This window comes from Streptomyces sp. NPDC094147, from assembly GCF_044764265.1.
In the GTDB taxonomy this organism is placed as follows: domain Bacteria; phylum Actinomycetota; class Actinomycetes; order Streptomycetales; family Streptomycetaceae; genus Streptomyces.
Window position 1 is genome coordinate 727628 of sequence record NZ_JBIWHT010000001.1, and the last position, 25073, is coordinate 752700.

Sequence of the window (25073 nt, forward strand, 5' to 3'; positions counted from 1 at the left end):
CGTGGGGGGCTTCACAGCGTCTGGCGGCGGTGGGCGTAGGTGGCGGCTCCGTGCTCGACGCGGTTGACAGAGTGCGGTTCGCGGGTGGGGATCCGTGAACCGCACTCTGCATTTCCGGCCACCACCCCGTTAATTGTCCGCCATTCAACAGGGATTAAGCGCCCGCACACCTGCCGCAGGTACAGCGATCGCACGCGGCGAACACTTACCGGCGCTCCGGACCGGCCGACAGGTACAACACGAAAGGGGCGGCACCCCCGCACAGGGTGCCGCCCCTTCTTGGTGTTCCGGAGCCGCCGCCGGATCGGTGTTGAGGGTCGGGGACCCGGCGGCGGCTCCGGGGCTCTATCGGGAGTCGCTGCCCTTGGACTCCGCCGCCGCCCGGCCCGCTTCGAGGCGGGCGACCGGGATGCGGAACGGCGAGCAGGACACGTAGTCCAGGCCCACCTCGTGGAAGAAGTGCACCGACTCGGGGTCGCCGCCGTGCTCGCCGCAGACGCCGAGCTTCAGGTCGGGGCGGGTCGCGCGGCCGGCCTGCACGGCGGAGCGCACGAGCGAGCCGACGCCGTCCTTGTCGATGGTCTCGAACGGCGAGACCCCGAAGATGCCCTTCTCCAGGTACGCGGTGAAGAACGAGGCCTCCACGTCGTCGCGCGAGAAGCCCCAGACCGTCTGGGTGAGGTCGTTGGTGCCGAAGCTGAAGAACTGGGCGGCCTCGGCGATCTGACCGGCCGTCAGGGCGGCGCGGGGCAGCTCGATCATGGTGCCGATGGTCAGCTTGAGCTCGGTGCCGGTGGCGGCCTCGACCTCGGCGATGACCTGGTCGGCCTCCTCGCGTACGATCTCCAGCTCCTGGACCGTGCCGACCAGCGGGATCATGATCTCGGGGCGCGGGTCGCCCTTGGCGTTCTTGCGCTCGGCGGCCGCCTCGGCGATCGCCCGCACCTGCATGGCGAACAGACCCGGGATGACCAGGCCCAGGCGCACGCCGCGCAGACCGAGCATCGGGTTCTGCTCGTGCAGCTTGTGCACGGCCTGGAGCAGGCGCAGGTCGTTCTCGTTGGCGTCCCTGCGGGACTCGGCCAGCGCGACGCGGACCGACAACTCGGTGATGTCGGGCAGGAATTCGTGCAGCGGCGGGTCCAGCAGGCGGACGGTGACCGGGAGTCCGTCCATCGCCTCGAACAGCTCGACGAAGTCCTTCTTCTGGAGCGGGAGCAGGGCACTGAGTGCCATTTCGCGCTCGTCGTCGGTGTCGGCGAGGATCAGCCGCTCGACCATCTCGCGCCGCTCGCCGAGGAACATGTGCTCGGTGCGGCACAGGCCGATGCCCTGGGCCCCGAACCGCCGTGCGCGCAGGGCGTCTTCGGCGTTGTCGGCGTTGGCCCGTACCCGCAGTCGGCGTACCCGGTCGGCGTACGCCATGATCCGGTGCACGGCGGCGACGAGCTCGTCGGCGTCGTCGGCACCCGCGTGCATGCGGCCCTCGAAGTACTCGACCACCGGGGACGGCACGACCGGGACCTCGCCGAGGTAGACCTTGCCGGTGGAGCCGTCGATGGAGACGAGGTCGCCCTCTTCCACGACCACACCGCCGGGCGCGGTCATCCGGCGCCGCTTGGTGTCGACTTCGAGCTCCTCGGCGCCGCAGACACAGGTCTTGCCCATGCCGCGCGCGACCACGGCGGCGTGCGAGGTCTTGCCGCCGCGCGAGGTCAGGATGCCCTCTGCGGCGATCATGCCGTCGAGGTCGTCCGGGTTGGTCTCGCGGCGGATCAGGATGACCTTCTCACCCGAGCGCGACCACTTGATCGCGGTGTACGAGTCGAAGACGGCCTTGCCGACGGCCGCGCCCGGCGAGGCGGCGATGCCGCGCCCGAGCTGATCGACCTTGGCGTTGTCGTCGAAGCGCGGGAACATCAGCTGGGCGAGCTGGGCGCCGTTGACGCGCTGGAGCGCCTCGGCCTCGTCGATCAGGCCCTGGTCCACGAGCTGCGTGGCGATCCGGAAGGCGGCACCGGCGGTGCGCTTGCCGACCCGGGTCTGGAGCATCCACAGCTGGCCGCGCTCGATGGTGAACTCGATGTCGCAGAGATCCTTGTAGTGGGTCTCCAGGGTCTCCATGATCTGCATGAGCTGGTCGTACGACGCCTTGTCGATCGACTCCAGCTCGGCCAGCGGCACGGTGTTGCGGATGCCCGCGACGACGTCCTCGCCCTGCGCGTTCTGCAGGTAGTCGCCGTACACGCCCTGGTGACCTGAGGCCGGGTCGCGGGTGAACGCGACGCCGGTGCCGGAGTCCGGGCCGAGGTTGCCGAAGACCATCGAGCAGATGTTGACCGCGGTGCCCAGGTCACCGGGGATGCGCTCCTGGCGGCGGTACAGCTTGGCGCGGTCGGTGTTCCACGATTCGAAGACCGAGCGGATCGCGAGGTCCATCTGCTCACGCGGGTCCTGCGGGAAGTCGCGCCCGGCCTCGGTCTTGACGATCTTCTTGAACTGCTTGACCAGCTTCTTCAGGTCGCCCGCGTCGAGGTCGGTGTCGACGGTGACCTTCTTGGCGGCCTTGGCGTCGTCGAGGGCCTCCTCGAAGAGCTCGCCGTCCACGCCGAGCACGGTCTTGCCGAACATCTGGATCAGGCGGCGGTAGGAGTCCCAGGCGAAGCGCTCGTCGCCGGCCTGGACGGCGAGGCCGGCCACCGACTCGTCGGAGAGCCCGATGTTGAGGACGGTGTCCATCATGCCCGGCATCGAGAACTTGGCGCCCGAGCGGACGGAGACCAGCAGCGGGTCGTCGGCCTGGCCGAGCTTCTTGCCCATCGCCTGCTGGAGGGCGTCGAGGTGTGCACTCACCTCGTCGCGCAGCTCGGCGGGCTCGTCGCCACTGTCGAGGTAGACCTTGCACGCCTCGGTGGTGATCGTGAACCCGGGCGGGACCGGGAGGCCGAGATTGGTCATCTCGGCGAGGTTCGCGCCCTTCCCGCCGAGAAGGTCCTTGAGGTCCCTGTTCCCCTCGGTGAAGTCGTAGACGAACTTCTGGGTGTGCTGGAGGTCTTTGTCTTCCGACACGGGTCTCGACTCCTCGAATCCGCGAACGGCATGGTGGCTGCCCTGACGGCGAGGAACATACCCAGATCGAAGGTGTCTGGGTACGTCCACTTGTGCGTCACGGGGGCTTAACCACTCGTCCGCCACCAGATCGAAAGTGACTGACGCGTAACCAGGTTTAACCGTGTCCGTTCAACTCTTGAAGAGTCAATGTCGGACACGCCCCAAAATGCGCGCTCACCTGAGCAAGCACTGGCGCATCTGATTTCAGCTTCTGAACATCAAAGGGGTGGCACTCAGTGCCACCCCTTTCAGAGATGCAGCCACCCGCGATCCGCTCATCTGAGCGCAACCCCTATCAGGGGTGGCGAGAATCACGCGTCTGATCGATCAGAAATCCAGGGATCCGGAGCCATCAGCGTACGCCGAAGTCAGCCGCCGGAGGTGTCGAGCTCGGCTTCCATGCTGATCCCGGAGCAGTCGTACGGGTCCTTCAGCCAGCCGTCCGGCAGGACGACCCGATTGTTTCCGGACGTTCTGCCGCGCGGGCCGTCGGCGCCGTCCGGCCACGACTGGTCCAGATCCAGCTCGCTCAACTGAGCGCCCAGCTCGTCCAGGGAGGAGGTGATCGCCAGGCTCTTGCGCAGCTGCGAACCGACCGCGAACCCCTTGAGGTACCAGGCGACGTGCTTGCGGAAGTCGATCACGCCGCGCGTCTCGTCGCCGATCCACTCGCCGAGCAGCGTCGCGTGCCGCAGCATCACCTCGGAGACCGTGCGCAGCATGGGGCGCGCGAAGGAATCCGTACCCTCGAAAGCGGCCACCAGGTCGCCGAAGAGCCAGGGCCGCCCGAGGCAGCCGCGGCCGACCACGACGCCGTCGCAGCCGGTCTCCTTGACCATGCGCAGCGCGTCCTCGGCGGACCAGATGTCGCCGTTGCCGAGCACCGGGATCTCCGGGACGTGCTCCTTGAGGCGCGCGATGGCCTCCCAGTCCGCGGTGCCGCCGTAGTGCTGGGCGGCGGTGCGGCCGTGCAGGGCGATCGCGGTGACGCCCTCCTCGACGGCGATCCGGCCCGCGTCGAGGTAGGTGATGTGGTCGTCGTCGATGCCCTTGCGCATCTTCATCGTGACCGGCAGGTCCCCGGCGTTGGAGACGGCCTCGTTCAGGATCGCGCGCAGCAGCGGGCGCTTGTAGGGCAGGGCCGAGCCGCCGCCCTTGCGCGTCACCTTGGGGACCGGGCAGCCGAAGTTGAGGTCGATGTGGTCGGCCAGGTCCTCGTCCACGATCATGCGGACGGCCTTGCCGACGGTGACCGGGTCCACTCCGTACAGCTGGATCGAGCGCGGGGTCTCGGCCTCGTCGAAGTGGATGAGCTGCATGGTCTTCTCGTTGCGCTCGACCAGCGCCCGCGTCGTGATCATCTCGCTGACGAACAGGCCCTTGCCGCCGGAGAACTCGCGGCACAGGGTGCGGAACGGAGCGTTGGTGATGCCGGCCATGGGTGCGAGCACCACGGGCGGCTGCACGGTGTGCGGGCCGATGGAGAGCGTGGTCATCTGTTCATTGTCACCCATGGCTGCGGCCCGCCCCAGGAGTCATTAGTTAGGCGTACTATCGAAGCCATGTCCGATCCGACCCACCGCCGACGGATGCTCATCCTGGCGATCTGCTGCATGAGCCTGCTGATCGTCAGCCTCGACAACACCGTCCTCAACGTCGCCCTCCCCTCCATGCAGAGGGAGTTGCACGCCGGCGTCTCCGGCATGCAGTGGACGATCGACGCGTACACCCTCGTCCTCGCCTCGCTCCTCATGCTGTCGGGCTCGACCGCCGACCGGATCGGCCGCCGCAAGGTCTTCCAGGCCGGTCTCGTCCTGTTCACCATCGGCTCGGTGCTCTGCTCGCTGGCCCCCGATCTGGAGTCCCTGGTGGCCTTCCGGATGGTGCAGGCGGTCGGCGGCTCGATGCTCAACCCCGTCGCCATGTCGATCATCACCAACACCTTCACCGACCCGCGCGAACGCGCCCGCGCCATCGGCGTCTGGGGCGGTGTCGTCGGCATCTCGATGGCCGCGGGCCCGATCGTCGGCGGCGTCCTCGTCGAATCGGTGGGCTGGCGCTCGATCTTCTGGCTCAACCTGCCGGTCGGCCTGCTCGCCCTCTTCCTGACCTGGCGCTACGTTCCCGAGTCGCGCGCCCCCAAGCCGCGCCGCCCCGACCCGGTCGGCCAGCTCCTGGTCATCGCGCTGCTCGGCTCACTGACGTACGCGATCATCGAGGTGCCCAGCGCCGGATGGGACTCGCCGCTGATCCTGGCCTTCACCGCGATCGCGGCAGCCGCTCTCGCGGGCCTCCTGCTGTACGAGCCCCGGCGGGCCGAACCCCTCATCGATCTGCGCTTCTTCCGCAGCGCCCCGTTCAGCGGCGCCACCGTCATAGCGGTCTCGGCCTTCGCCGCGCTCAGCGGGTTCCTCTTCCTCAACACCCTCTACCTCCAGAACGCCCGCGGTCTGAGCGCCCTGAACGCCGGGCTCTACATGCTGCCGATGGCCGCCCTGACCTTCGTCTGCGCGCCGCTGTCGGGACGCCTGGTCGGCAGCCGGGGGCCGCGTCTGTCGCTGCTGATCGCAGGGATCGCGATGGCCGCCAGCGGGCTGCTGTTCGCGGCCCTCGACGCCCAGCACACCACGGCACTGCTCTTCACCGGGTACGTCCTGTTCGGCCTCGGCTTCGGCATGGTGAACGCGCCCATCACCAACACCGCGGTCTCCGGAATGCCCCGCTCCCAGGCGGGCGTGGCCGCCGCGGTCGCCTCCACCAGCCGCCAGATCGGCCAGACCCTGGGCGTCGCCGTGATCGGTGCGGTGCTCGCGGGCGGCATGGCGGGCGCGGCGTCCGGCGGGTACGCCGACGCCTTCACCGGGGCCGCCCGGCCCGCCTGGTGGATCATCACCGGCTGCGGTCTGAGCGTGCTGTGCGTGGGGCTCGCGACCAGCGGGCGGTGGGCGCGCGAGTCGGCGCGGCGGACCGCCGAACGCCTGGAGGCCCCGGCCGCTCAGACCCCGGCGGACGCCAACGCCTGACCGGATTGCGTCAACTCCTGGAGTTTCTCCAGGCGTTGGCGGCTCTCCTCGTCCAGCGGTACGTACGTCACCAGACGCGGACCCGCCGACGGGCCGAGCCACAGATTGCTGTGCTCCACGTACAGCAGGCCGACGTGCGCGTTGCGCAGGTACTTCAGCTTGCCGCTCTGGCCGACCACCTCGTGCCGGGCCCAGATCTCGCGGAACTCCGGCGAGGCGGACTCCAGCCGGGCCAGCAGCGCCTTCCAGGCCGGCTCGGCGAGGTGCTCGGCCATCGAGGCGCGGAACTTGGCCGCCATCACCCGGTTCGTCTCGGCGACGTCGACGACCGAGCCCCGCCACTCGGGGTTGGTGAAGGCCAGCCACATGCAGTTGCGGTCCTCGGGCGGCAGCGCGTCGAGATCGCAGAGCAGCCGTCCGTACGTCTTGTTGTACGCGAGGATGTCGTACCGGCTGTTCTGGACGCAGGCCGGGATCGGACCCAGTTGGTCGAGCATCGCGCGCAGCGCCGGGGTCACGCTCGGGCAGGCCGTGTTCGGCGCCGGGTCGAGGGCGGCGGCCAGCGCGAAGAGGTGGCTGCGCTCGCTGTGGTCGAGCAGCAGGGCTCGCGCCAGCGCGTCGAGGACCTGCGGGGAGACCTGGATGTCGCGGGCCTGCTCCAGCCAGGTGTACCAGGTCACACCGACCGCGGAGAGCTGCGCGACCTCCTCGCGGCGCAGCCCCGGGGTACGCCGGCGCCGGCCGCGCGGCAGGCCGACCTGCTCGGGGGTGATGCGCTCGCGGCGGCTGCGCAGGAATTCCGCCAGCTCATGGCGGCGGACGTCGCTCGCCGTGGCCACAGTGGTCATGACTTCAGAGTGCCCCACCCGCGAGCCGTTGTCAGCCGGTTGCCAGGTAGTGCTTCTACCAGGATAAGGAGACTCTGGTACCAGGCTGAGGAGTGGAGGATCGTCTTCTGCGTGAGCGAAACAACGGTACGGACGATCTCCAACCATTCCACAACTTCGGTCCCGGTCAACCGACATGGGGCAGTGATCGGCCCGCTCGGGCTGTTCACGGTGCTGCTCGGCGCGGCGCTGCCGCTGATCGACTTCTTCATCGTCAACGTCGCGCTGCCCTCCATGGACAGCGACCTCGCCGCGGGCCCGGCCATGCTGGAGCTGGTGGTCGCCGGATACGGCGTGGCCTACGCCGTCCTGCTCGTGCTCGGCGGGCGCCTCGGCGACATGGCGGGCCGGCGCAGGCTCTTCCTGATCGGCATGGCGGCCTTCGGCCTCACCTCGCTCGCCTGCGGCCTCGCGCCCAGCGCCTGGACGCTGGTCGGGGCGCGGGTGGCACAGGGTGCCGCGGCCGCGCTGATGATGCCGCAGGTCCTTGCCACCATCCAGGCCACCACCCAGGGCCCGCGCCGGGCCAGGGCGATGAGCCTGTACGGGGCGACCGCGGGGCTGTCCATGGTGGCCGGGCAGATACTCGGCGGTGTCCTGGTCGCGGCCGACGTGGCCGGGTCCGGATGGCGCGCGGTCTTCCTGGTGAACGTGCCGGTCGCCGTCCTCGGCCTGTTCCTCACGGTCCGCTCGGTGCCGGAGACCCGCTCGGACCGCCCGGCCACCATTGACGTACCCGGCACGCTGCTCCTCGCGGTGTCCCTGCTCTCGCTGCTGCTGCCGCTGACCGAGGGGCGGGCGGCGGGCTGGCCGCTGTGGACCTGGGTGTCACTGGGCGTCTTCCCCTTCGCGGCCATCGCGTTCTTCCTGGTGGAGCGGCGCGCCGACCGGCTCGGGCAGACTCCGCTGGTGCCGCCGAGCCTGCTCGAAATGGACTCGCTGCGGCGCGGTCTGGTGATGGTGCTGCCGTTCTCGGTCGGCTTCAGCGGCTTCATGTTCGTGATCGCGGTGGTGCTGCAGCAGGGCCTGCGGATGGGCCCGGTGGACGCCGGTCTCGCCCTCGTGCCGATGGCGCTCGCCTTCTTCGCCGCCTCGCTCGCCGGGCCCCGGCTCATCGGCCGGTTCGGCACCCGGATCGTGACCGCGGGCGGCGTCTTCCAGGCGGTGGGCGTGGCCCTGGTCGTGCTGACCGTGTGGCGCGACTGGTCGGGCCTGACGATCGCCGAACTCGCCCCCGGCGTCGCGATCGCCGGACTCGGCCAGGGCCTCCAACTGCCGGTCCTCATCCGGCTGATGCTCTCCGACGTACCGGCCGACCGGGCCGGGGTGGGCAGCGGAGTGGTGGTCACCACCCAGCAGTCGGCGCTCGCCCTCGGCGTCGCCACCCTGGGCAGCCTCTTCCTGGCACTCTCCCCCTCGGTGGGCATGCGCGACGCGCTCGTCGTCACGCTGCTCGTACAGCTCGGCATGATCGCCCTGACGGCGCTGCTGAGCCTGCGGCTGCCGCGCGTCATGCGGTGAGCCCGGGGAGGGGTGAGCGGCGGATACGGCGAAGGGCCCGGACCGGGTGCCAGATGGCACGGTCCGGGCCCTTCGGCGCATTCGGATCAGCTCTCGCTCGACTCCGCCGCGGGGTTGGCGCGCTCGCGCATCTTGCGCAGCAGCTCCTCCTTCTTGTCCACGGCCGCCTTGCGGTCGGCCGCACTCCCCTGGACCGAGCCCTGGTCTCCGTTGCGAGACACCTTCTTTCGCTGTCCACCGACACCGAGCAGGTTGTTCCTCTTAGCCATGAGGGCGACGGTACCCGGAGATCGGGGGGTGCTCGTACCAAATTTCCGGTGTGCCGGACAGGACCACCACGCATGACAGATGACAAATATTGAAATCTGTCAGCTGTCATGTCATGGTGGATGGGCCACACCCCACCACCAAGGAGCCCTCATGCGAACCCGCACCCTCGGCACCACCGGCCCCCGTACCTCCGCACTCGGCCTCGGCTGCATGGGCATGTCGGCCCTGTACGGCGAGGCGGACCGGGGCGAGTCCATCGCCACGATCCATGCTGCGCTCGACGCCGGCATCACGCTTCTCGACACCGGCGACTTCTACGCGATGGGCCACAACGAGATGCTGATCGGCGAGGCGCTGCGCACCGCCCCCGCGGCCCGGGAGCAGGCGCTGACCAGCGTGAAGTTCGGCGCCCTGCGCGACCCGCAGGGCGGCTGGTCCGGGTACGACGGCCGGCCTGCCGCGGTGAAGAACTTCGCCGCGTACTCCCTCCAGCGCCTCGGCGTCGACCACATCGACATCTACCGGATCGCCCGGATCGACCCGGATGTGCCGATCGAGGAGACCGTCGGCGCCATCGCCGAGCTCGTCGAGGCCGGACACGTACGGCACATCGGGCTCTCGGAGGTCGGCGCGGCCACGCTGCGCCGGGCCGCCGCCACGGCCCCGATCTCGGACCTCCAGATCGAGTACTCGCTGATCTCGCGCGGCATCGAGGACGAGATCCTGCCGGCCGCCCGCGAGCTGGGCATCGGCGTCACCGCGTACGGAGTGCTCTCGCGCGGTCTGATCAGCGGGCACTTCTCGCGGGACCGGCAGCTGGCCGCGGGCGACTTCCGCGGCATGAGCCCGCGCTTCCAGGGTGAGAACCTCCAGCACAACCTCGATCTGGTCGAGGCGCTGCGGAAGATCGCCGAGCGGAAGGGCGTCTCGGTGGCGCAGATCGCCATCGCCTGGGTGCTCGCGCGCGGCGAGGACATCGTGCCGCTGGTCGGCGCGCGCCGCCGGGACCGGCTGACCGAGGCGCTCGGCGCGCTGGACGTGGAGCTCGGCGCCGACGACCTCGCCGCGATCGAGGCCGCGGTCCCGCCCGGCGCGGCCGCCGGCGACCGCTACCCGCAGGCCCAGATGGCCCACCTGGACAGCGAGCACTGAGCCCGCGGGCACGGGCCGTTGACCGCTGCTCCCACCCCCGTCCGGGAGTTGTCCACAGGCTCGGCGGGCCGTCCTGAGGGGCAGGTAACGTCATGGTCATGAGTACGGAACCACTGACCGCCGAGCGCATCCTCGTCGCGACCGAGGAGGTGCTGCGCCGCCACGGCCCGGCGAAGGCCACGGTCGTCGACGTCGCGCGCCAGCTCGGGGTGAGCCACGGCAGTGTCTACCGCCACTTCCGTACCAAGGCCGCGTTGCGCGAGGCGGTCACCGAGCGCTGGCTGAACCGTTCGACGGACCTGCTGCGGGACATCGCGACCCGGCAGGACGTGGAGTCGGGCGTCGTGCTGCACCTCTGGCTGAGCGAGCTGTTCCAGGCCAAACTGCACAAGGCGGGCGACGACCCGGAGCTGTTCCAGACGTACGAGGTGCTGCTGCGGGAGAACAGCAGGGTCGTGGAGGAGCACATAGCGGAGCTGGTGGACCAGCTCCGCGTGATCATCCAACTCGGCGTCGCCCGGGGGGAGTTCTCCATCTCGCACGAGTCGCCCGCGGTCTCGGCGAGGGCGGTGTTCGACGCGACGGGCCGCTTCCACGACCCGGTGTACGCGGCGGAGTGGTCTCGCCCCTCCATCGGGGAGGAGTTCGGCGCGGTGGTGGACCTGCTGTTGCGGGGGCTGAAGAGCTAGCGGGTCCTTCCGAGCCGCGCCCCCGCCCGCAGATCACCAGCCCGGGTATCCGACGGTGACCGACCCGGAGCCGCTGCTGACGTCGAGGATCCGGTCCGAGTTCTCGTCGAGCAACTCCTTCTGGATGCTGCGGCCACCCGAGCCCTTCCCGCCCACCACCCGGTAGCGGTCGGGCTCCGGCACGGTGACCGAGACGGAGCCCGATCCGGCGGAGGCCTTCACCTGCCGTGGCGGGGCGGTGAAGTCGGCGTTCACGGTGCCGGATCCGGCCGACAGGACGGCCTCGGGGCCGGCGAGCTGCGTGGCTTCGAGTTCGCCGGAGCCGACCCGGGCCTTGACCGTGCCCTTCAGCCCGCGCAGTTTGATGCCGCCGGATCCGCCCTTGACGTCGACCGGGCCGGTCAGATCGCTGACCTTGATCTCGCCGGAGCCGCTGCTCACTTTGAGGTGGATGCCCGCGGGCACGGTCAGGTTGAGCTCGACCGAGCAGTTCTGGACGTACCGGTCCACGAAGCCGTCGCAGCGGGTGTGCACCTTGAGGGTGTCGCCGACCCACTGCTCCTCGACCTTCGGGCGCTTCACCGACCAGGTGAGCCGGCCGTCCATCTTCACCTCTCCGTCGGCGCCGGGCGTGACGGTGAGCTGGGCGGCCCCGGCATCCACCTCGACGGCCGAGACCGCGTGGCGCCGGCCGTTGCCGGGGCTCTCGTACGCGGCGGTCTCGCTGACCGCGTCGGCGAGCGCCAGGAAGGCGAACGGCGCCACGATGAACAGCGCGGAGAGGAACGCGGTGACGATCCAGGCCGTGCGGTGGCGCGGGCGCTCCGCGGCCCGGGGCTCCGCGCGCTGCTCGGTGGCGGTCACGAGGAGCCGCCGTCCAGGAACCGCAGGACGGCCAGGACCCGGCGGTGGTCGCCGTCGGCGACCGGCAGGTCCAGCTTGGCGAAGATGTTGTTGATGTGTTTGGCCACCGCGCTTTCGCTGACGACGAGTTCGGCGGCGATTCCGGCGTTGGAGCGGCCTTCCGCCATGAGCGCGAGGACCTCGCGTTCGCGCGGGGTGAGGCGTTCCAGCGGGTCGGGTCCGCCGCCGCGCCGGAGCAGCAGCTGGGCGACGACCTGCGGGTCGAGCGCGGTGCCGCCGGCCGCGACGCGCCGCAGGGCGTCCACGAACTCCTCGACATCGGCGACCCGTTGCTTGAGCAGATAGCCGATGCCGCCGGTCTGGGTGGCGAGCAGGTCGGCCGCGTACCGCTCCTCGACGTACTGCGAGAGCAGCAACACGGCGGTGCCCGGCCACTGCTGACGGATCATCAGGGCCGCCCGGACGCCCTCGTCGGTGAAGCCGGGCGGCATCCGGACATCGACCAGTGCCAGTTTCGGCCGGTGTTCCTCGACGGCCGTGAGCAGGCTCTCGGCGTCCCCGGCCTCGGCGGCGACCTCGAATCCGGCCATTTCCAGGACCTTGACGAGTCCTATCCGCAACAGCACCGAATCCTCGGCGATCACAGCCCGCACGGCAGCTCCACAGTGATGACGGTCGGGCCCCCGAGGGGGCTGTTGATCCTGATGGTCCCGTCGACCGACCCTACGCGTTTGCGCAGGCCCATCAGTCCGGTGCCGCCCGCCGGGTCGGCGCCGCCCACCCCGTTGTCGCTGACGGTGATCGTCAGGAACTCGGCGCGGCGGCGGACCTGGACGGAGCAGCGCGTCGCACGGGCGTGCTTGGCGACGTTGGCGAGGGCTTCGGAGACGACGAAGTAGGCGACGGCCTCGACGGTGGGCGAGGGCCGTTCGGCCATGTCCACGGTGAGTTCGACGGGGAACGGGGCGCGGGCCGCGATGCCGGAGATCGCGGCGTCCAGGCCGCGGTCCTCCAGGACGGCCGGGTGCAGTCCGCGTACCAGGTTGCTGAGTTCCTCGATGGCTTCCTTCGCCTCGCGGTGGGCCTCGTCGATGACTGCGCGGGCTTCGGGCGGCAGGTCGGTGAGGGTGGCGCGGGCGATGCCGAGGTTCATGGCGAGGGAGACGAGACGCTGCTGGGCGCCGTCGTGCAAGTCCCGCTCGATGCGCCGGCGTTCGAGGTCGGCGGCGTCCAGGATGCCGGCCCGGCTCTCGGCGAGGTCCTCGACCCGGCGCTCCAGCTCCTTGGCCCGGTTGGGGCCGAGCAGCACGGTGGCGGCACCGGAGTCGAGCCGGGCGACGAGGGCGGCGAACCAGGGCGTGGCGATCAGCAGCAGGACGCCGAGCACGGTCAGTACGTCATAGGCCTCGGTCCAGCCCGTGGGCCGGTACTTCACGGGCAGCGCCCACACCCAGGAGACGACGAGGGTGCAGGCGGCCCCCGAGGCCCAGCCGAGCACGACCAGGGCGCCGCCGATCGCGGCGAGCGGGGCGATGACCAGGTGGTAGCCGTACTGCCGCCAGGTCGACTCGGCTCGCAGCCGGGCGGCCAGTCCGCGCCAGCGGTACCAGCGGTCGGCCCAGTGGATCTCCGGGATGTCGAGGCCGACGAGCGACCAGAAGCGGCTGCGCTGGAGCACGGTGAGCAGCGGGCTCAGGACGAGCACGAACGCCATCGTGCGGAAGATGTGCTTGGGGCTGGAGAACGTGTACGCGAGGGCGACCGCGGCGGGCAGCGACAGGGGTACCGCCGCCACCACGAGGGCGGTGTTGCGCCAGGCCCACGCCGACCACGGTGCGTGCGCGGCGGTCCAGTCGTACGCGCGCCGCAGCGGGCCGGGAGTTGCCATGTCCACAGCGTAGTTGGCCTGGTCGGAGCGCTGCCATCACCCTGCTGCCCGGCCGGGGGTATAGCCAGCACCACCCCCGGTTCGGACAGCCGCGTTACTGACCGGAGCCGCTTGTGCGGCGAGTCTTGTTGCTGTGCTCGGACGGACGGACCGCCGGGCCGGAAGGAGACCCGCCGCCATGACTCTCGTCGCCCCGCAGATCCGTACGAGCCGTGTGACCCGTACCGTCGCGGGCGCTTCGGGAGTGCTGCGCCGCCGGCCGCGCCTCGCGACGGTCCTCACCGGCGCCGGGGTGGCGCTGGTGCCGTGGATGGTGGTGCTCGCCAAGACGCTGCCGCAGACCACCGAGGTCTCCAACTGGTCGACGGCGTGGATAGGTCTGGACGCGATGCTCGCGGTGGGCCTGACCGGTACGGGCGTGCTGCTCAAGCGGAACGACCCGCGGGTCGCGCAGCTGGCCGCGGCGACGGGGGCGCTCCTGGTGATGGACGCCTGGTTCGACGTGACGACGGCCGCGCCCGCCGAGCTCGCCACCGCCCTGACCCTGGCGCTGGCGGCCGAGCTGCCGCTGGCCGTGGCGTGCGCGGTCGTCGCGCTGCGCAAGCCGTAACTCCCGTACCGCACACGGCAGAAGCCCCGGATTCCTGGCGGAGGAACCCGGGGCTTCTCGGCGTGCGCCCTTGGGCGAGCGCCTCAGCGGCGCGGGGAACTGCGCGCCCGGCCACGGACGGCCCGCAGCCGATCACCGTACCTCCGGCGGAGCGCCTAGCAGCCCAGCAGCCTGCTGCCCAGGTACTGCTGGATCTGGTCCAGGGACACCCGCTCCTGGGCCATCGTGTCCCGCTCGCGCACGGTCACCGCGTTGTCGTCGAGCGTGTCGAAGTCCACGGTCACACAGAACGGCGTACCGATCTCGTCCTGGCGGCGGTAGCGGCGCCCGATCGCGCCGGCGTCGTCGAACTCGATGTTCCAGTTCTGCCGCAGGTCGGCGGCCAGGCCCTTGGCCTTCGGCGAGAGCTGCGGGTTGCGGGACAGCGGCAGGACGGCGACCTTGACCGGCGCCAGGCGCGGGTCGAGGCGCATCACGGCGCGCTTCTCCATGACGCCCTTGGCGTTCGGCGCCTCGTCCTCGCTGTACGCGTCGAGCAGGAACGCCAGCATCGCGCGGCCGACACCGGCCGCGGGCTCGATGACGTACGGCGTCCAGCGCTCGCCGGCCTCCTGGTCGAAGTAGGAGAGGTCGTGGCCGGAGGCCTTGGAGTGCGCGGAGAGGTCGTAGTCGGTGCGGTTGGCCACACCCTCCAGCTCGCCCCACTCGCTGCCGCCGAAGCTGAAGCGGTACTCGATGTCGGCGGTGCGCTTGGAGTAGTGCGAGAGCTTCTCCGCCGGGTGCTCGTACCAGCGCATGTTCTCTTCACGCAGGCCGAGACCGGTGTACCAGTTCCAGCGCTGCTCCATCCAGTATTCCTGCCACTGCTCGTCCTCGCCGGGCTTGACGAAGAACTCCATCTCCATCTGCTCGAACTCGCGGGTGCGGAAGATGAAGTTGCCCGGCGTGATCTCGTTGCGGAAGGACTTGCCCATCTGCGCGATGCCGAACGGCGGCTTCTTGCGGGAAGTCTGCTGCACCTGGCCGAAGTTGGTGAAGATGCCCTGCGCGGTCTCGGGACGCAGGTAGGCGACCGAGCCGGTGTCCTGGGTCGGGCCGAGGTGGGTGGAGAGCAGGCCCGAGAAGCTCTTGGGCTCGGTGAAGGTGCCCTTGTTGCCGCAGTTGGGGCAGTTCAGGTCGGCGAGGCCGTTCTCGGGGGCCTTGCCGTGCTTCTCCTCGTACGCCTCTTCGAGGTGGTCCGCGCGGAAGCGCTTGTGGCAGGAGGTGCACTCGGTGAGCGGGTCGGTGAAGGTGGCGACGTGGCCCGAGGCCTCCCAAACCTCGGAGGCCAGGATCACCGACGAGTCGATGCCGACGACGTCCTCGCGCGAGGTGACCATGTAGCGCCACCACTGGCGCTTCAGGTTCTCCTTCAGCTCGACACCCAGCGGCCCGTAGTCCCAGGCGGCCTTCTGGCCTCCGTAGATCTCGCTGCACGGGTAGACGAAGCCACGGCGCTTGCTCAGGTTGACGATGGTGTCGATCTTGTCGGCGGCCACGGTGCTCTCTTCATTACGACGACGACGAACAGGGGGACTAACCAGTAACGGCGAAGGCCTCAGATTAGCGGCGGCCGCACCCCCTCTATCAAATCGGTTCCCGCACGAGGCCCCTCGACGGGGCTCAGGCACCGATTATTGACAATCGTTTCCAGTTTTGTTGAAAATGGATGTCATGAACGTACGACGCCTCATACCCACGGCCGCCCTGTCCTCCGCCGTCCTCCTCGGCCTCACCGCCCTCACGGCCTGCGGATCGGGCTCGGCCGCCGCGGACAACAAGGACGGCAAGCTGAAGGTGGTGGCGTCGTTCTACCCGATGCAGTTCCTGACCCAGCAGATCGGCGGGAGCCACGTCTCGGTCTCCAACCTGACGAAGCCGGGCGTGGAGCCGCACGACCTGGAGATCAGCGCCAAGCAGACCGCGCAGCTCAACGACGCCGACGCGGTCGTCTACCTCAAGGGCCTCCAGCCCGCCGTGGACGCCGCGGTCAAGCAGGCCGAGGTCAAGACGAAGGTCGACGCCTCGGCGCTCACCAAGCTGGAGCAGCACGGCAACGAGGTGGGCGGGCACGCCGCCGAGCACGACCACGCCGCCGGCGAGCAGAGCCCCGACGGCCACAGCCACGCCGAGGCCGGCAGCGACCCGCACATCTGGCAGGACCCGGTGAAGTACGCCGAGGTCGCCCAGGGCATCGGCGCCGCCCTGGAGAAGGCCGACCCGGCCCACGCGGCGGACTACCGGAAGAACACCGACGACCTGGTGAAGAAGCTCGGCGACCTCGACAAGGAGTACGCGGCCGCGCTCAAGAACACCAGGACGAAGGTCTTCATCACCACCCACGCCGCCTTCGGCTACCTCGCCGAGCGCTACGGGCTGACCGAGGAGGCCATCAACGGCCTCGACCCCGAGTCCGAGCCGAGCCCGGCCCGGATCAAGGACCTCCAGAAGATGGCGAAGGCCGACGGCGTGACGACCGTCTTCTACGAGACGCTCGTCAGCGACAAGACCGCCAAGACGCTGGCTTCGGACGCCTCCCTCAAGACTGATGTACTCGACCCCATCGAAGGCATCACCGACAAGTCGAAGGGCACCGACTACTTCTCGGTGATGCGGTCCAACCTGACGGCCCTCACGACGGCGCTCGGCGCCAAGTGACCCCCCTTCCTTCCGCTTTGGAGGCCCCGGCCATGGAGCCCGTCATATCGCTCACCAAGGTGACGGCCGAGCTCGGCTCGCGCCCGGTCCTGCGCGGCATCGACCTGGCCGTGCAGCGCGGTGAGGTCGTCGCGCTGCTCGGCGCGAACGGCTCGGGCAAGTCCACCGCGATCCGGACGATCATCGGCCAGGTGCCGCTCAGCGGCGGCTCGGTCGAGATCTTCGGCACGCCGCGCCGGCGCTTCCGCGACTGGGGGCGGGTCGGCTACGTACCGCAGCGCACGACCGCGGCGGGCGGGGTGCCCGCCACGATCCGCGAGGTCGTCTCCTCCGGCCGCCTCTCGCGGACCCGCTTCGGGATCCTGCGCAGGGCGGACCGCGAGGCCGTCGACCGGGCGATCGCGGCGGTGGGCCTGGCCGACCGGGCGAAGGACTCCGTGGACGCCCTCTCGGGCGGCCAGCACCAGCGGGTCCTCATAGCCAGGGCCCTGGCGGCCGAACCGGAACTCCTGATCATGGACGAGCCCATGGCGGGCGTCGACATCGAGAGCCAGGAGATCCTCGCGGCGACGCTGCGGGAGCAGGTCGCCGCGGGCGCGTCCGTCCTGCTCGTACTGCACGAGCTGGGGCCCCTTGAGCCGCTGATCGACCGGGCGGTGGTGTTGCGCGACGGCTGCGTCGTGCACGACGGGCCGCCGCCGAGGGCCGTCGGCCAGCACGCTTCCCCAAGCTCTCAACAGAGTTCGAGCAGGGGATACCCCATTCCCGGCCACGACCACGTACATCCGCACACGGCCGCCGAGCCGGTACGCACGGGACTGCTGAGCTGACCATGATGGAACTCCTGAACTCCCCCTTCATGCAACGGGCGTTGATCGCCGCCGTCCTCGTCGGGATCACCGCGCCCGCCGTCGGGATCTACCTGGTCCAGCGCCGCCAGGCCCTGATGGGCGACGGCATCGGCCATGTGGCGATGACAGGCGTGGGCCTGGGCTTCCTGCTCTCGACCTCGCCGGTCTGGATGGCGACACTCGTCTCCGTCCTCGGCGCGGTCACGATGGAACTGATCCGCTGGTACGGCAAGACGCGCGGCGACATCGCGCTGGCGATGCTCTTCTACGGCGGCATGGCGGGCGGTGTCCTGTTCATCAACCTGGCGCCGGGCGGCTCGACGGCGAACCTCAACTCGTACCTCTTCGGCTCGCTGTCGACGGTGTCCCAGTCCGACGTCTGGGCCATCGGCTTCCTGGCGGCCTTCGTCCTGCTGGTGACCGTCGGCCTGCGGCGCCAGCTCTTCGCGGTGAGCCAGGACGAGGAGTTCGCGCGGGTGACGGGCCTGCCGGTGCGCGCCCTGAACCTCCTGACGGCGATCACGGCGGCGGTCACGGTGACCGTGGCCATGCGGGTGGTGGGCCTGCTCCTGGTGAGCGCGCTGATGGTGGTGCCGGTCGCGGCAGCCCAGCAGCTGTCCCGCAGCTTCGCGCTGACCTTCGCGATCGCGGTGGCGATCGGGGTGACGGTGACGCTGAGCGGCACGGTGGTGACGTACTACGAAGACGTGCCGCCCGGGGCCGTGATCGTTCTCTTCACCATCGCGATCTTCATCGTCCTGACGGCGCTCGCGACCCCGCTCGCCAAGCGGCGGGCGCGGGCCAGGGCGGCGGCTCAGGCCGAGGGCGAATGCGGCCTCGACGTGCCCGCACCGGCAAAGGCTCCGGTCGGCGAGGTCACGGCCTGAGCGGGAGCTGGCACAATGGCCCCAGGACAGTTTGTACGGGTCAAGGCTTGGAGGCACCTGTGACGACAGCGCCACTCGGCGGGTCGAATACCGCCCCCGTACGAGGCCGGTCGACCCGGCAGCGTGCCGCGGTGGCCGCGGCGCTGGACGAGGTGGACGAGTTCCGCAGCGCGCAGGAACTGCACGACATGCTCAAGCACCGGGGTGACTCGGTGGGCCTGACCACCGTCTACCGCACGCTCCAGTCCCTCGCGGACGCGGGCGAGGTGGATGTGCTGCGCACGAGCGACGGGGAGTCGGTGTACCGGCGCTGCTCGTCGGGCGACCACCACCATCACCTGGTGTGCCGGGTGTGCGGCAAGGCGGTGGAGGTCGAGGGGCCGGCGGTCGAGAAGTGGGCGGAGTCGATCGCTTCGCAGCACGGGTATGTGAACGTGGCCCACACGGTGGAGATCTTCGGCACGTGCGCGGAGTGCGCGAACCCCGCGGGGGCGTAGGGGGCCAACCCCGCACTGACCTGCGGCCCCCACCGGGGGCTCCGCCCCCGAACCCCCGCTCCTCAAACTCCCCCAAGGCCTTAAGGGCCAGGGGGGACCCCCACGAGGGGCTGATTTTCGCCCACCAGCCCGGAACCCACGAGCCAAGCCACCCACGCCGCAACCCCACGGGGGACGAGGAGCGCAGCCCCGGTGGGGGTTCGGGGGCGCAGCCCCCGTGGGGGTTCGGGGGCGCAGCCCCCGTGGGGGTTCGGGGGCGCAGCCCCCGTGGGGGTTCGGGGGCGCAGCCCCCGTGGGGGTTCGGGGGCGGAGCCCCCGAGCAAACCCCTCCCTCTTCCACCCCCACCCCCACCCCCGGAGGGTTTCGGGAAGGGGCGGGGTGGGGCCGCGTCACAGCCGGGGCAGGTCGCCGCTCTTGTCCAGCGCGGCCAGCGCCTCGTTCGGGATGGCACCGCCGAAGCGCCGGTCGCGGGAGGCGAACTCCAGGCAGGCCCGCCACAGGTCGCGCCGGTCGAAGTCGGGCCACAGCACGTCCTGGAACACCATCTCGGCGTAACTGCTCTGCCAGATCAGGTAGTTGGAGGTGCGCTGCTCGCCACTGGGGCGCAGGAACAGGTCGACGTCGGGCATGTCCGGGTAGTACAGGTACTTCGCGAAGGTCTTCTCGTTGACCTTCGACGGGTCGAGCTTTCCGGCCGCCACGTCGCGCGCGATGGCCTGCGCCGCGTCCGCGACCTCGGCTCGGCCGCCGTAGTTCACGCAGAAGTAGAGCGTCATGGCGTCGTTGCCGACGGTCTGCTCCTGGGCGATCTGGAGCTCCTGGACGACCGACTTCCACATCTTGGGCATCCGGCCGACCCAGCGGATCCGGATGCCGAGCTCGTCCATCTCGTCGCGGCGGCGCCGGATGACATCGCGGTTGAAGTTCATCAGGAAGCGGACCTCGTCGGGCGAGCGCTTCCAGTTCTCGGTCGAGAAGGCGTACAGGGAGAGGTTCTTGACGCCCATCTCGATACAGCCCTTGAGCACGTCGAGGACGACGCCCTCGCCGACCTTGTGGCCCTCGGTGCGGGGCAGGCCGCGCTCCTTGGCCCAGCGGCCGTTGCCGTCCATGACGCAGGCGACGTGGTTCGGCACCAGCTCGGCCGGGATCTTCGGCGGCACCGCGCCCGAGGGGTGCGGCTCGGGGGTCTTGTACTCGCGTCGGGACCGCCCGCCCAGGATTCCGCGTACTGCCATGTGGAGCTCTCTCCCTAGATGCTCAGGTTTTCTCTACGTACCTCAGGGAGCGCAGGCCGCGCTCCAAATGCCAGTGCAGATAGGCCGATACGAGCCCGCTCGCCTCCCGCACATGCCTCGGCTCGCTCGCGTCCGCGGTCTCCCAGTCCCCCGTGAGCAGCGCGCTGAGCAGTCCGACGGCCTCCGCAGAGGGTACGACGCTGCCGGGTACGCGGCAGTCACCGCACACCACACCGCCGCCGGCCACCGAGAAGAAGCGATTGGGACCGTGGATGCCGCATTTCGCGCAATCGTCGAAACTCGGGGCGTATCCGTTCACGGCGAGCGAGCGCAGCAGGAAGGCGTCCAGGATGAGGTGCGGGGCGTGCTCGCCGCGGGCGAGGGTGCGCAGGCCGCCCACCAGGAGCAGGTACTGCTGCACGGCCGGCTCGCCCTCGTTGTCGGTGAACCGTTCCGCCGTCTCCAGCATGGCCGTACCAGCGGTGTAGCGGGCGTAGTCGGTGACGATTCCACCACCGTACGGAGCGATGGTCTCACTCTGGGTGCACAACGGGAGCCCGCGGCCGACGAGTTCGCTGCCGCGCGCGAAGAACTGCACGTCGACGTGGGAGAACGGTTCGAGCCGCGCCCCGAACTTGGACTTGGTCCGCCGCACCCCCCGAGCCACCGCCCGCACCCGCCCGTGCCCCCGCGTGAGCAACGTGATGATGCGGTCGGCTTCGCCGAGCTTCTGCGTCCGCAGGACGATCCCGTCGTCCCGGAAGAGACTCATCGCACGCCCCCACGAGTGTCCGGCCGGGGGTCCGGGGGTTGCCCCCCGGGAGAGCACAGCATGATGCGGTCGGCCTCGCCGAGCTTCTGCCTGCGCAGGACGATCCCGTCGTCCCGGAAGAGACTCATCGCACGCCCCCACGGGTGTCCGGCCGGGCGCGTGGCGTGACGCGGTCGGCCGCACCCGGCTGCCGGGTGCGCGGCGCGATGCCGTCATCACGGAACAGACTCATGCGCCCATTGTCCTGCACGGGACACCCGACACGGCGTGCGGGCCCGGATCCGGGCAGGATCGGCGCCGGAGTGGCACGTATCACCCCGGACCGCGCCGCCCTTGCCGCTCAGGCACTCGCGGGGTGACGGTCGGGTCCGGGTGGTCCGGGGTCGGGGTGGTTCACGGGATTCGCATAGGGGGATGGGGCACCATTGCGCCAGCAGATCCCTCTTTCCCTGTGTACCGATGCCCGCACTCCACCTGGACGGACCGGAATGCCGCTGCCCACGACCGGCCGCCGCGCCCGCGCGACGGCCTGCGCGGTCGCCCTGCTGGCGCTCGCGGGGTGCTCGGCGGGCGAGGGCCTGCGGGACGACGGCCCGGCACCCACCCCCACCACGTCGGCGACCGCCTCGCCGCTCTGGCCCGACCACACCCCGGGCGTCGTGCCCGGCCGGCCCGGCCAGGGCTTCCACGCCCGCGAACCGGTGCCCGGGGTGACCGTGCCCGACGGGGACCTCACGAAGGTCGACGGGGTGCGGCTGCTGGCCGCCGACCCGGCCACCGACCGCGCGGTGGAGAGCGGCCTCAAGGAGTGCCCGGACGGCTCCTCGTGCCGGTTGCGTACGCCCGCGTACGCCGATCTCACGGGTGACGGAAAGCGCGAACTCGTCCTCGCCTACGACGACTTGGGCCGCACCATCCTCTGGGTCTACGCCGCCGCCGGCGAGCAGGCCCACGCCGTCCTCGAATACGCGGGCCGCCCCGGGCTCACCGCCGAGATCCTCGGCCGGGACCTGGTGATCACCGAGCCGACCGGCGGCCGGGACCGCCAGTCGACCACCACCCTGCGCTGGAACGGCACCGAGCTGGCCCCGCTGCCGCCCACCCCCGCCCCGTCCAAGGCCCCGCGCGGGCAGGAGACGGGGCCGGGCGGGGACTCCTTCATCCAGCCCACCGACAGCTCCTGAGGAACCGCGCGGCCCTCAGGGCACTTCGCCCCGGCTCCGCGCGTTGGCGTACGCCGTCGCCGCGCTCAGCCGTTCCGCCGTCGTCGCGGTGCGGGCCGCCTCCGGCGGGCAGTCCCACTCCCGCCCGCCCCCGAACGGCCGCAGCTGGAGGTACGGCCCCTCCCTCCCCATCACCTGACCCAGTCTCCCGTTCCCGGTGTCTACGACGTACGAACCCACGGCCGGGAGTGCGGTCATGGCTTTCCCTCCGGAAGTACGGAACACAGGCGACGGGCAGTATCCGGTGTGCGGCGCCCCAAGTCGATCAATGGCCCCAGTTTTTCGTTCGTGTACGAGATCGGATCGAGCCCGAGCGAGGGCAGCGTAATTCCGGACCGGGCCGGCGCATTCCTTAATTCCCCTGCGATCGACTGCGCTTCCGCGATTTCCTGGTCAACGGCCATGGCCAAAGCCTCCTGTTCCCTTGCCGTCCCCGCGGCTCTACATTGACCAGTCGGACGGGGAGCCAACAAGAGGGCGCGGACCACAACGACCGTGCTGAGCAAGGGGGTTGAACCATGGCCGACACGGGCAGCGGCCGACGGGCCGGCTCCCGCGGGCGGGCCTGGGGACGCAGGTCTTCGTATCCGGCGGCCACATCGGCCCATTCGAACACGCAATTCGCAAGCCGCGGTTGGGCGTCGCCCAGCGGATCGACGAGACGCCGCAAACCGATGGCGTTTTCGAGCGGATGTGCCGGAAGCCCATCAATGCGTCCCGCCCTGCGGATTACTTCGCGCCGCGAGGGCTCTGGGGCGGGGCGGGGTTACCAGCCCACTCCGATCTGCACCCTGTTGCCGAGGGCCGGGCCGCCCGTGCCGGGGTAGAGGTAGAGCGAACCCGTCGCCCCGGGCGGCGCCTCGACCGCGGCCACGTCGCCCTTGCCGTCGCCGGTGAAGTCCGCGCCGACCAGCTGGCGCATCGCGTCCCAGCCCGTACCGATCCGGGTGCGGGCGCCCAGCGTGCCCGTGCCGTTGATCGTGCCCGTGCCCGGGTACGACCAGAGCGTGCCGGAGCGGTCGACCGCGACCAGATCGCCCCTGACGGGGCTGGTCAGCTCGGTCATGGTGTCCCAGCCGGAGCCGATCCGGGTACGGGAGCCGAGCGTGCCGGTGCCGTTGAGCGAGCCGGTGCCGGGGTACACCCACAGCGCGCCGGAACGGTCGATGGCGGCCAGGTCGGCGCGGCCGTCGGCGTTCGCGTCCAGCGCGGTCAGCTCGCGCATGTCGTTCCAGCCGGTGCCGATCCGGGTGCGGGCACCCAGGGTGCTCATGCCGTTGGCAGTGCCGGTGCCCGTATAGACGTACAGGATCCCGGAGTTGGAGTCGACGGCCAGCAGGTCTGCCTTGCCGTCGCCGGTGAAGTCGGCCGCGGCGAGCTTGTCCATGGCGCCCCAGCCGGAGCCGATCTGAACGCGGGCGCCGAGGGTGCCGTCGCCCTTGCCCGGGTAGAGCCACAGCTTTCCGGTGGCGGCCTCGATGCCCACGAGGTCCTTCTTGCCGTCCCCGGTGAAGTCGGCGGCGGTGAGGTCGACCATGCCCGCCGGGGCCGGGTCGTCGGGCCACGGCGTGTTGACGACGATCCGCCCGGACGCGGCCTCGTTGACCATCCACAGCTGGTCGCTGCCCGGCCAGTACGAGAGGTTCTCCAGGTTGACCGCGGTGCGCGTGACCAGGCGTACGGGCTCGTTGAGGCGGGCGTGGTACAGGCAACTCGCGATGTTCGTACCGCCGTTGGCGGACGAGACCCACTCGGGGCAGGCGCCGCCGAGGACGAAGCGGCCGTTGTTCATGGCGACGCCCTGGATGCCGCCCATCGGTGAGGCGAAGGCCTCGGACGCCGTGACGTGACCGGACGCGTCGGCCTTGAGCCTGCCGGTGGCCGGGTCGATGGGCCAGCGCACGACCGGCGCGGTGGCCCGGCCGAAGTTGCCCTCGGTGGCGTTCTCGTCGCCTTCCGAGGTGACCAGCGCGGGTGCGGCGCCGGTCAGATCGAGCGAGGCCGAGGTGAGGCAGGGCCGGTCGGGGACCCCGGCGGAGCTGCCGCAGCCCGATCCCGCACCCGTGTAGGCGTAACTGCCGGTCCGCGGAAGGACGTAGGTGAATCCCCCGCCGTGCGTCCTGCCACCGGCGTCCAGGCCGACCGTCGTGTCGGAGGCCGTGTCCATCTGCCAGATGTCGTTGAGGTCGAAGACGTCGAAGCCGCTGCCGATCGCCGCGACGTACAGCCGGCTGCCGGACCAGACCACGCTGTTGGCGTGCCCGGTGAGCTGCGCGAAGTTCTTGCTGTCGGCGGAGAGACCGACCAACAGGGCGTGTTTGTACGTGACATGGGCCGGGTCGGTGACATCGGCGAAGGTGAGCCGCTCCCCCGCGTCGCCGGGTGCGTGCGCGCTGGTGATGAGGACCTTGCGGCCGTTGACCAGCGTCGCGGCCTGCGGCGACTCGCCGGATCCGGTGATGCCCTGCGGCACCCAGCTGTCGGTGTCGTCGTCCTCGGTGGAGGGACAGAAGCCCTGTGCGCCGGTGATGTCGGAGGGGTGGCACAGCGGGCGGGCCGCGATGGCGCCCGCCGAACCGCTCAGGAGGCCGTTGACGGTGGTGCGGGTGAGCTTCGGGTTGGCGGACTCGAAGGTGGCGACCCGGCCGGCATCGCGGCCGTTGTCCCACTGGAAGCCTATGCCGGAGGCGTCGATCCGGGTGATCGCGTTGTAGGTGGCGATGCCGCCGTTGGGGACGGCGGTGGCGGCGGAGGCCTGGCCGCTGCCCAGGGCCCCCACGGCGAGCGAGGCGAGCACGGCCGCGGCGGCGCCTCCCGCTCGGCGGAGTGTGGTCTTCATGGCGGTGCTGGTCCTTCCGGACTCGTGACTCGTGACTCGTACGGGACGCCGGC

General features: G+C 70.6%; 23 protein-coding genes and 1 pseudogene. 11 read left to right on the top strand and 13 right to left on the bottom strand.

The genetic code is table 11. The features are described 5' to 3' along the window. Positions 1–345: 345 nt before the first annotated feature. Together ppdK and dusB are read right to left on the bottom strand one after the other, a co-directional pair. On the bottom strand, positions 346–3069 hold the full coding sequence (gene ppdK, locus ACIQ8J_RS03345) for a pyruvate, phosphate dikinase (RefSeq protein ID WP_403264256.1): 2724 nt from the start codon (positions 3067–3069) through the stop codon (positions 346–348). Positions 3070–3479: 410 nt separating this feature from the next. After that, the gene (gene dusB / locus ACIQ8J_RS03350; protein WP_403264258.1) at positions 3480–4625 is read right to left on the bottom strand and encodes a tRNA dihydrouridine synthase DusB; all 1146 of its coding nucleotides are present in this window, start codon (positions 4623–4625) and stop codon (positions 3480–3482) included. Between the two features lie 48 nt (positions 4626–4673). Between dusB and ACIQ8J_RS03355 the strand changes: the two genes are divergently transcribed. Then, positions 4674–6134 (top strand): MFS transporter, encoded by a 1461-nt coding sequence (locus tag ACIQ8J_RS03355; protein ID WP_403264259.1) that lies wholly within the window; start codon positions 4674–4676, stop codon positions 6132–6134. Here the strand turns inward: ACIQ8J_RS03355 and ACIQ8J_RS03360 are convergent. Further along, a complete protein-coding gene (locus ACIQ8J_RS03360) occupies positions 6107–6982 on the bottom strand; it encodes a helix-turn-helix domain-containing protein (RefSeq protein WP_403264260.1) in 876 nt (291 codons plus the stop codon). The genes ACIQ8J_RS03355 and ACIQ8J_RS03360 overlap by 28 nt on opposite strands. A 111-nt stretch (positions 6983–7093) precedes the next feature. On the opposite strand from ACIQ8J_RS03360, the gene ACIQ8J_RS03365 reads away from it, so the two are divergent. Further along, on the top strand, positions 7094–8542 hold the full coding sequence (locus tag ACIQ8J_RS03365) for an MFS transporter (protein ID WP_403264262.1): 1449 nt from the start codon (positions 7094–7096) through the stop codon (positions 8540–8542). A gap of 86 nt (positions 8543–8628) precedes the next feature. On the opposite strand, the gene ACIQ8J_RS03370 is transcribed toward ACIQ8J_RS03365, so the two are convergent. Then, entirely contained in the window at positions 8629–8811 is a 183-nt protein-coding gene (locus ACIQ8J_RS03370) for a DUF6243 family protein (protein WP_403264264.1), read from the bottom strand. Positions 8812–8962: 151 nt separating this feature from the next. Between ACIQ8J_RS03370 and ACIQ8J_RS03375 the strand changes: the two genes are divergently transcribed. Then, positions 8963–9964, top strand: a complete 1002-nt coding sequence (locus ACIQ8J_RS03375; RefSeq protein WP_403264266.1) for an aldo/keto reductase — start codon at positions 8963–8965, stop codon at positions 9962–9964. A 92-nt stretch (positions 9965–10056) separates the two neighbouring features. Continuing rightward, positions 10057–10653 (top strand): TetR/AcrR family transcriptional regulator, encoded by a 597-nt coding sequence (locus tag ACIQ8J_RS03380; protein ID WP_403264268.1) that lies wholly within the window; start codon positions 10057–10059, stop codon positions 10651–10653. Between the two features lie 33 nt (positions 10654–10686). Here the strand turns inward: ACIQ8J_RS03380 and ACIQ8J_RS03385 are convergent, their stop codons facing one another. The 3 genes from ACIQ8J_RS03385 to ACIQ8J_RS03395 are packed head-to-tail and all read right to left on the bottom strand — an operon-like array spanning position 10687 to position 13405. Beyond that, entirely contained in the window at positions 10687–11517 is an 831-nt protein-coding gene (locus ACIQ8J_RS03385; RefSeq protein ID WP_403264270.1) for a DUF4097 family beta strand repeat-containing protein, read from the bottom strand. Next, positions 11514–12170: a response regulator gene (locus tag ACIQ8J_RS03390; RefSeq protein ID WP_403264272.1), complete on the bottom strand. Its 657-nt coding sequence runs from the start codon at positions 12168–12170 to the stop codon at positions 11514–11516. The genes ACIQ8J_RS03385 and ACIQ8J_RS03390 overlap by 4 nt, the downstream gene beginning before the upstream one ends. Beyond that, entirely contained in the window at positions 12158–13405 is a 1248-nt protein-coding gene (locus ACIQ8J_RS03395) for a histidine kinase (protein WP_403264273.1), read from the bottom strand. The genes ACIQ8J_RS03390 and ACIQ8J_RS03395 overlap by 13 nt, the downstream gene beginning before the upstream one ends. A 178-nt stretch (positions 13406–13583) precedes the next feature. Here ACIQ8J_RS03395 and ACIQ8J_RS03400 point away from each other — a divergent pair, with 178 nt between their 5' ends. After that, a complete protein-coding gene (locus ACIQ8J_RS03400; protein WP_403264275.1) occupies positions 13584–14015 on the top strand; it encodes a hypothetical protein in 432 nt (143 codons plus the stop codon). Positions 14016–14170: 155 nt separating this feature from the next. Here the strand turns inward: ACIQ8J_RS03400 and ACIQ8J_RS03405 are convergent, their stop codons facing one another. Next, positions 14171–15553 (bottom strand): glycine--tRNA ligase, encoded by a 1383-nt coding sequence (locus ACIQ8J_RS03405; RefSeq protein WP_403264277.1) that lies wholly within the window; start codon positions 15551–15553, stop codon positions 14171–14173. Between the two features lie 175 nt (positions 15554–15728). Between ACIQ8J_RS03405 and ACIQ8J_RS03410 the strand changes: the two genes are divergently transcribed. Genes ACIQ8J_RS03410 through ACIQ8J_RS03425 form a run of 4 tightly spaced genes read left to right on the top strand, consistent with a single transcriptional unit; the run spans position 15729 to position 18947 of the window. Continuing rightward, the gene (locus tag ACIQ8J_RS03410) at positions 15729–16712 is read left to right on the top strand and encodes a metal ABC transporter substrate-binding protein (RefSeq protein ID WP_403264278.1); all 984 of its coding nucleotides are present in this window, start codon (positions 15729–15731) and stop codon (positions 16710–16712) included. 32 nt (positions 16713–16744) lie between these two features. Next, the gene (locus tag ACIQ8J_RS03415) at positions 16745–17542 is read left to right on the top strand and encodes a metal ABC transporter ATP-binding protein (RefSeq protein WP_403264279.1); all 798 of its coding nucleotides are present in this window, start codon (positions 16745–16747) and stop codon (positions 17540–17542) included. A gap of 5 nt (positions 17543–17547) precedes the next feature. Continuing rightward, positions 17548–18450 carry a metal ABC transporter permease gene (locus tag ACIQ8J_RS03420; protein WP_403265210.1) on the top strand — a complete coding sequence of 301 codons (903 nt, stop codon included), beginning with the start codon at positions 17548–17550 and terminating at the stop codon, positions 18448–18450. A 59-nt stretch (positions 18451–18509) separates the two neighbouring features. Further along, a complete protein-coding gene (locus tag ACIQ8J_RS03425) occupies positions 18510–18947 on the top strand; it encodes a Fur family transcriptional regulator (RefSeq protein WP_403264280.1) in 438 nt (145 codons plus the stop codon). A gap of 390 nt (positions 18948–19337) precedes the next feature. Here the strand turns inward: ACIQ8J_RS03425 and ACIQ8J_RS03430 are convergent, their stop codons facing one another. Together ACIQ8J_RS03430 and recO are read right to left on the bottom strand one after the other, a co-directional pair. Next, positions 19338–20186, bottom strand: a complete 849-nt coding sequence (locus tag ACIQ8J_RS03430) for an isoprenyl transferase (RefSeq protein ID WP_403264282.1) — start codon at positions 20184–20186, stop codon at positions 19338–19340. 22 nt (positions 20187–20208) lie between these two features. After that, positions 20209–20958: a DNA repair protein RecO gene (recO, locus tag ACIQ8J_RS03435; protein WP_403264284.1), complete on the bottom strand. Its 750-nt coding sequence runs from the start codon at positions 20956–20958 to the stop codon at positions 20209–20211. Between the two features lie 488 nt (positions 20959–21446). On the opposite strand from recO, the gene ACIQ8J_RS03440 reads away from it, so the two are divergent. Continuing rightward, a complete protein-coding gene (locus ACIQ8J_RS03440) occupies positions 21447–22142 on the top strand; it encodes a hypothetical protein (protein ID WP_403264285.1) in 696 nt (231 codons plus the stop codon). Between the two features lie 15 nt (positions 22143–22157). On the opposite strand, the gene ACIQ8J_RS03445 is transcribed toward ACIQ8J_RS03440, so the two are convergent. Together ACIQ8J_RS03445 and ACIQ8J_RS03450 are read right to left on the bottom strand one after the other, a co-directional pair. Then, positions 22158–22379 carry a hypothetical protein gene (locus tag ACIQ8J_RS03445; RefSeq protein WP_403264287.1) on the bottom strand — a complete coding sequence of 74 codons (222 nt, stop codon included), beginning with the start codon at positions 22377–22379 and terminating at the stop codon, positions 22158–22160. Beyond that, complete coding sequence (locus ACIQ8J_RS03450; RefSeq protein ID WP_403264289.1) at positions 22376–22585, bottom strand: hypothetical protein; 210 nt, start codon at positions 22583–22585, stop codon at positions 22376–22378. The genes ACIQ8J_RS03445 and ACIQ8J_RS03450 overlap by 4 nt, the downstream gene beginning before the upstream one ends. A gap of 107 nt (positions 22586–22692) precedes the next feature. Between ACIQ8J_RS03450 and ACIQ8J_RS03455 the strand changes: the two are divergent. Continuing rightward, positions 22693–22920, top strand: a pseudogene (locus ACIQ8J_RS03455) (transcriptional regulator); the annotation flags it as partial. A 27-nt stretch (positions 22921–22947) separates the two neighbouring features. Here ACIQ8J_RS03455 and ACIQ8J_RS03460 read toward each other — a convergent pair. After that, positions 22948–25020 carry an FG-GAP repeat domain-containing protein gene (locus ACIQ8J_RS03460; RefSeq protein ID WP_403264291.1) on the bottom strand — a complete coding sequence of 691 codons (2073 nt, stop codon included), beginning with the start codon at positions 25018–25020 and terminating at the stop codon, positions 22948–22950. Positions 25021–25073 lie beyond the last annotated feature (53 nt).

Coding starts and splice junctions, on each gene's coding strand:
- dusB (WP_403264258.1), bottom strand. CDS start 4,625: ATGGGTGACAATGAACAGATGACCACGCTCTCCATCGGCCCGCACACC.
- ACIQ8J_RS03355 (WP_403264259.1), top strand. CDS start 4,674: ATGTCCGATCCGACCCACCGCCGACGGATGCTCATCCTGGCGATCTGC.
- ACIQ8J_RS03360 (WP_403264260.1), bottom strand. CDS start 6,982: ATGACCACTGTGGCCACGGCGAGCGACGTCCGCCGCCATGAGCTGGCG.
- ACIQ8J_RS03370 (WP_403264264.1), bottom strand. CDS start 8,811: ATGGCTAAGAGGAACAACCTGCTCGGTGTCGGTGGACAGCGAAAGAAG.
- ACIQ8J_RS03375 (WP_403264266.1), top strand. CDS start 8,963: ATGCGAACCCGCACCCTCGGCACCACCGGCCCCCGTACCTCCGCACTC.
- ACIQ8J_RS03380 (WP_403264268.1), top strand. CDS start 10,057: ATGGTCATGAGTACGGAACCACTGACCGCCGAGCGCATCCTCGTCGCG.
- ACIQ8J_RS03395 (WP_403264273.1), bottom strand. CDS start 13,405: ATGGCAACTCCCGGCCCGCTGCGGCGCGCGTACGACTGGACCGCCGCG.
- ACIQ8J_RS03400 (WP_403264275.1), top strand. CDS start 13,584: ATGACTCTCGTCGCCCCGCAGATCCGTACGAGCCGTGTGACCCGTACC.
- ACIQ8J_RS03410 (WP_403264278.1), top strand. CDS start 15,729: ATGAACGTACGACGCCTCATACCCACGGCCGCCCTGTCCTCCGCCGTC.
- ACIQ8J_RS03415 (WP_403264279.1), top strand. CDS start 16,745: ATGGAGCCCGTCATATCGCTCACCAAGGTGACGGCCGAGCTCGGCTCG.
- ACIQ8J_RS03420 (WP_403265210.1), top strand. CDS start 17,548: ATGGAACTCCTGAACTCCCCCTTCATGCAACGGGCGTTGATCGCCGCC.
- ACIQ8J_RS03430 (WP_403264282.1), bottom strand. CDS start 20,186: ATGGCAGTACGCGGAATCCTGGGCGGGCGGTCCCGACGCGAGTACAAG.
- recO (WP_403264284.1), bottom strand. CDS start 20,958: ATGAGTCTCTTCCGGGACGACGGGATCGTCCTGCGGACGCAGAAGCTC.
- ACIQ8J_RS03440 (WP_403264285.1), top strand. CDS start 21,447: ATGCCGCTGCCCACGACCGGCCGCCGCGCCCGCGCGACGGCCTGCGCG.
- ACIQ8J_RS03445 (WP_403264287.1), bottom strand. CDS start 22,379: ATGACCGCACTCCCGGCCGTGGGTTCGTACGTCGTAGACACCGGGAAC.
- ACIQ8J_RS03450 (WP_403264289.1), bottom strand. CDS start 22,585: ATGGCCGTTGACCAGGAAATCGCGGAAGCGCAGTCGATCGCAGGGGAA.
- ACIQ8J_RS03460 (WP_403264291.1), bottom strand. CDS start 25,020: ATGAAGACCACACTCCGCCGAGCGGGAGGCGCCGCCGCGGCCGTGCTC.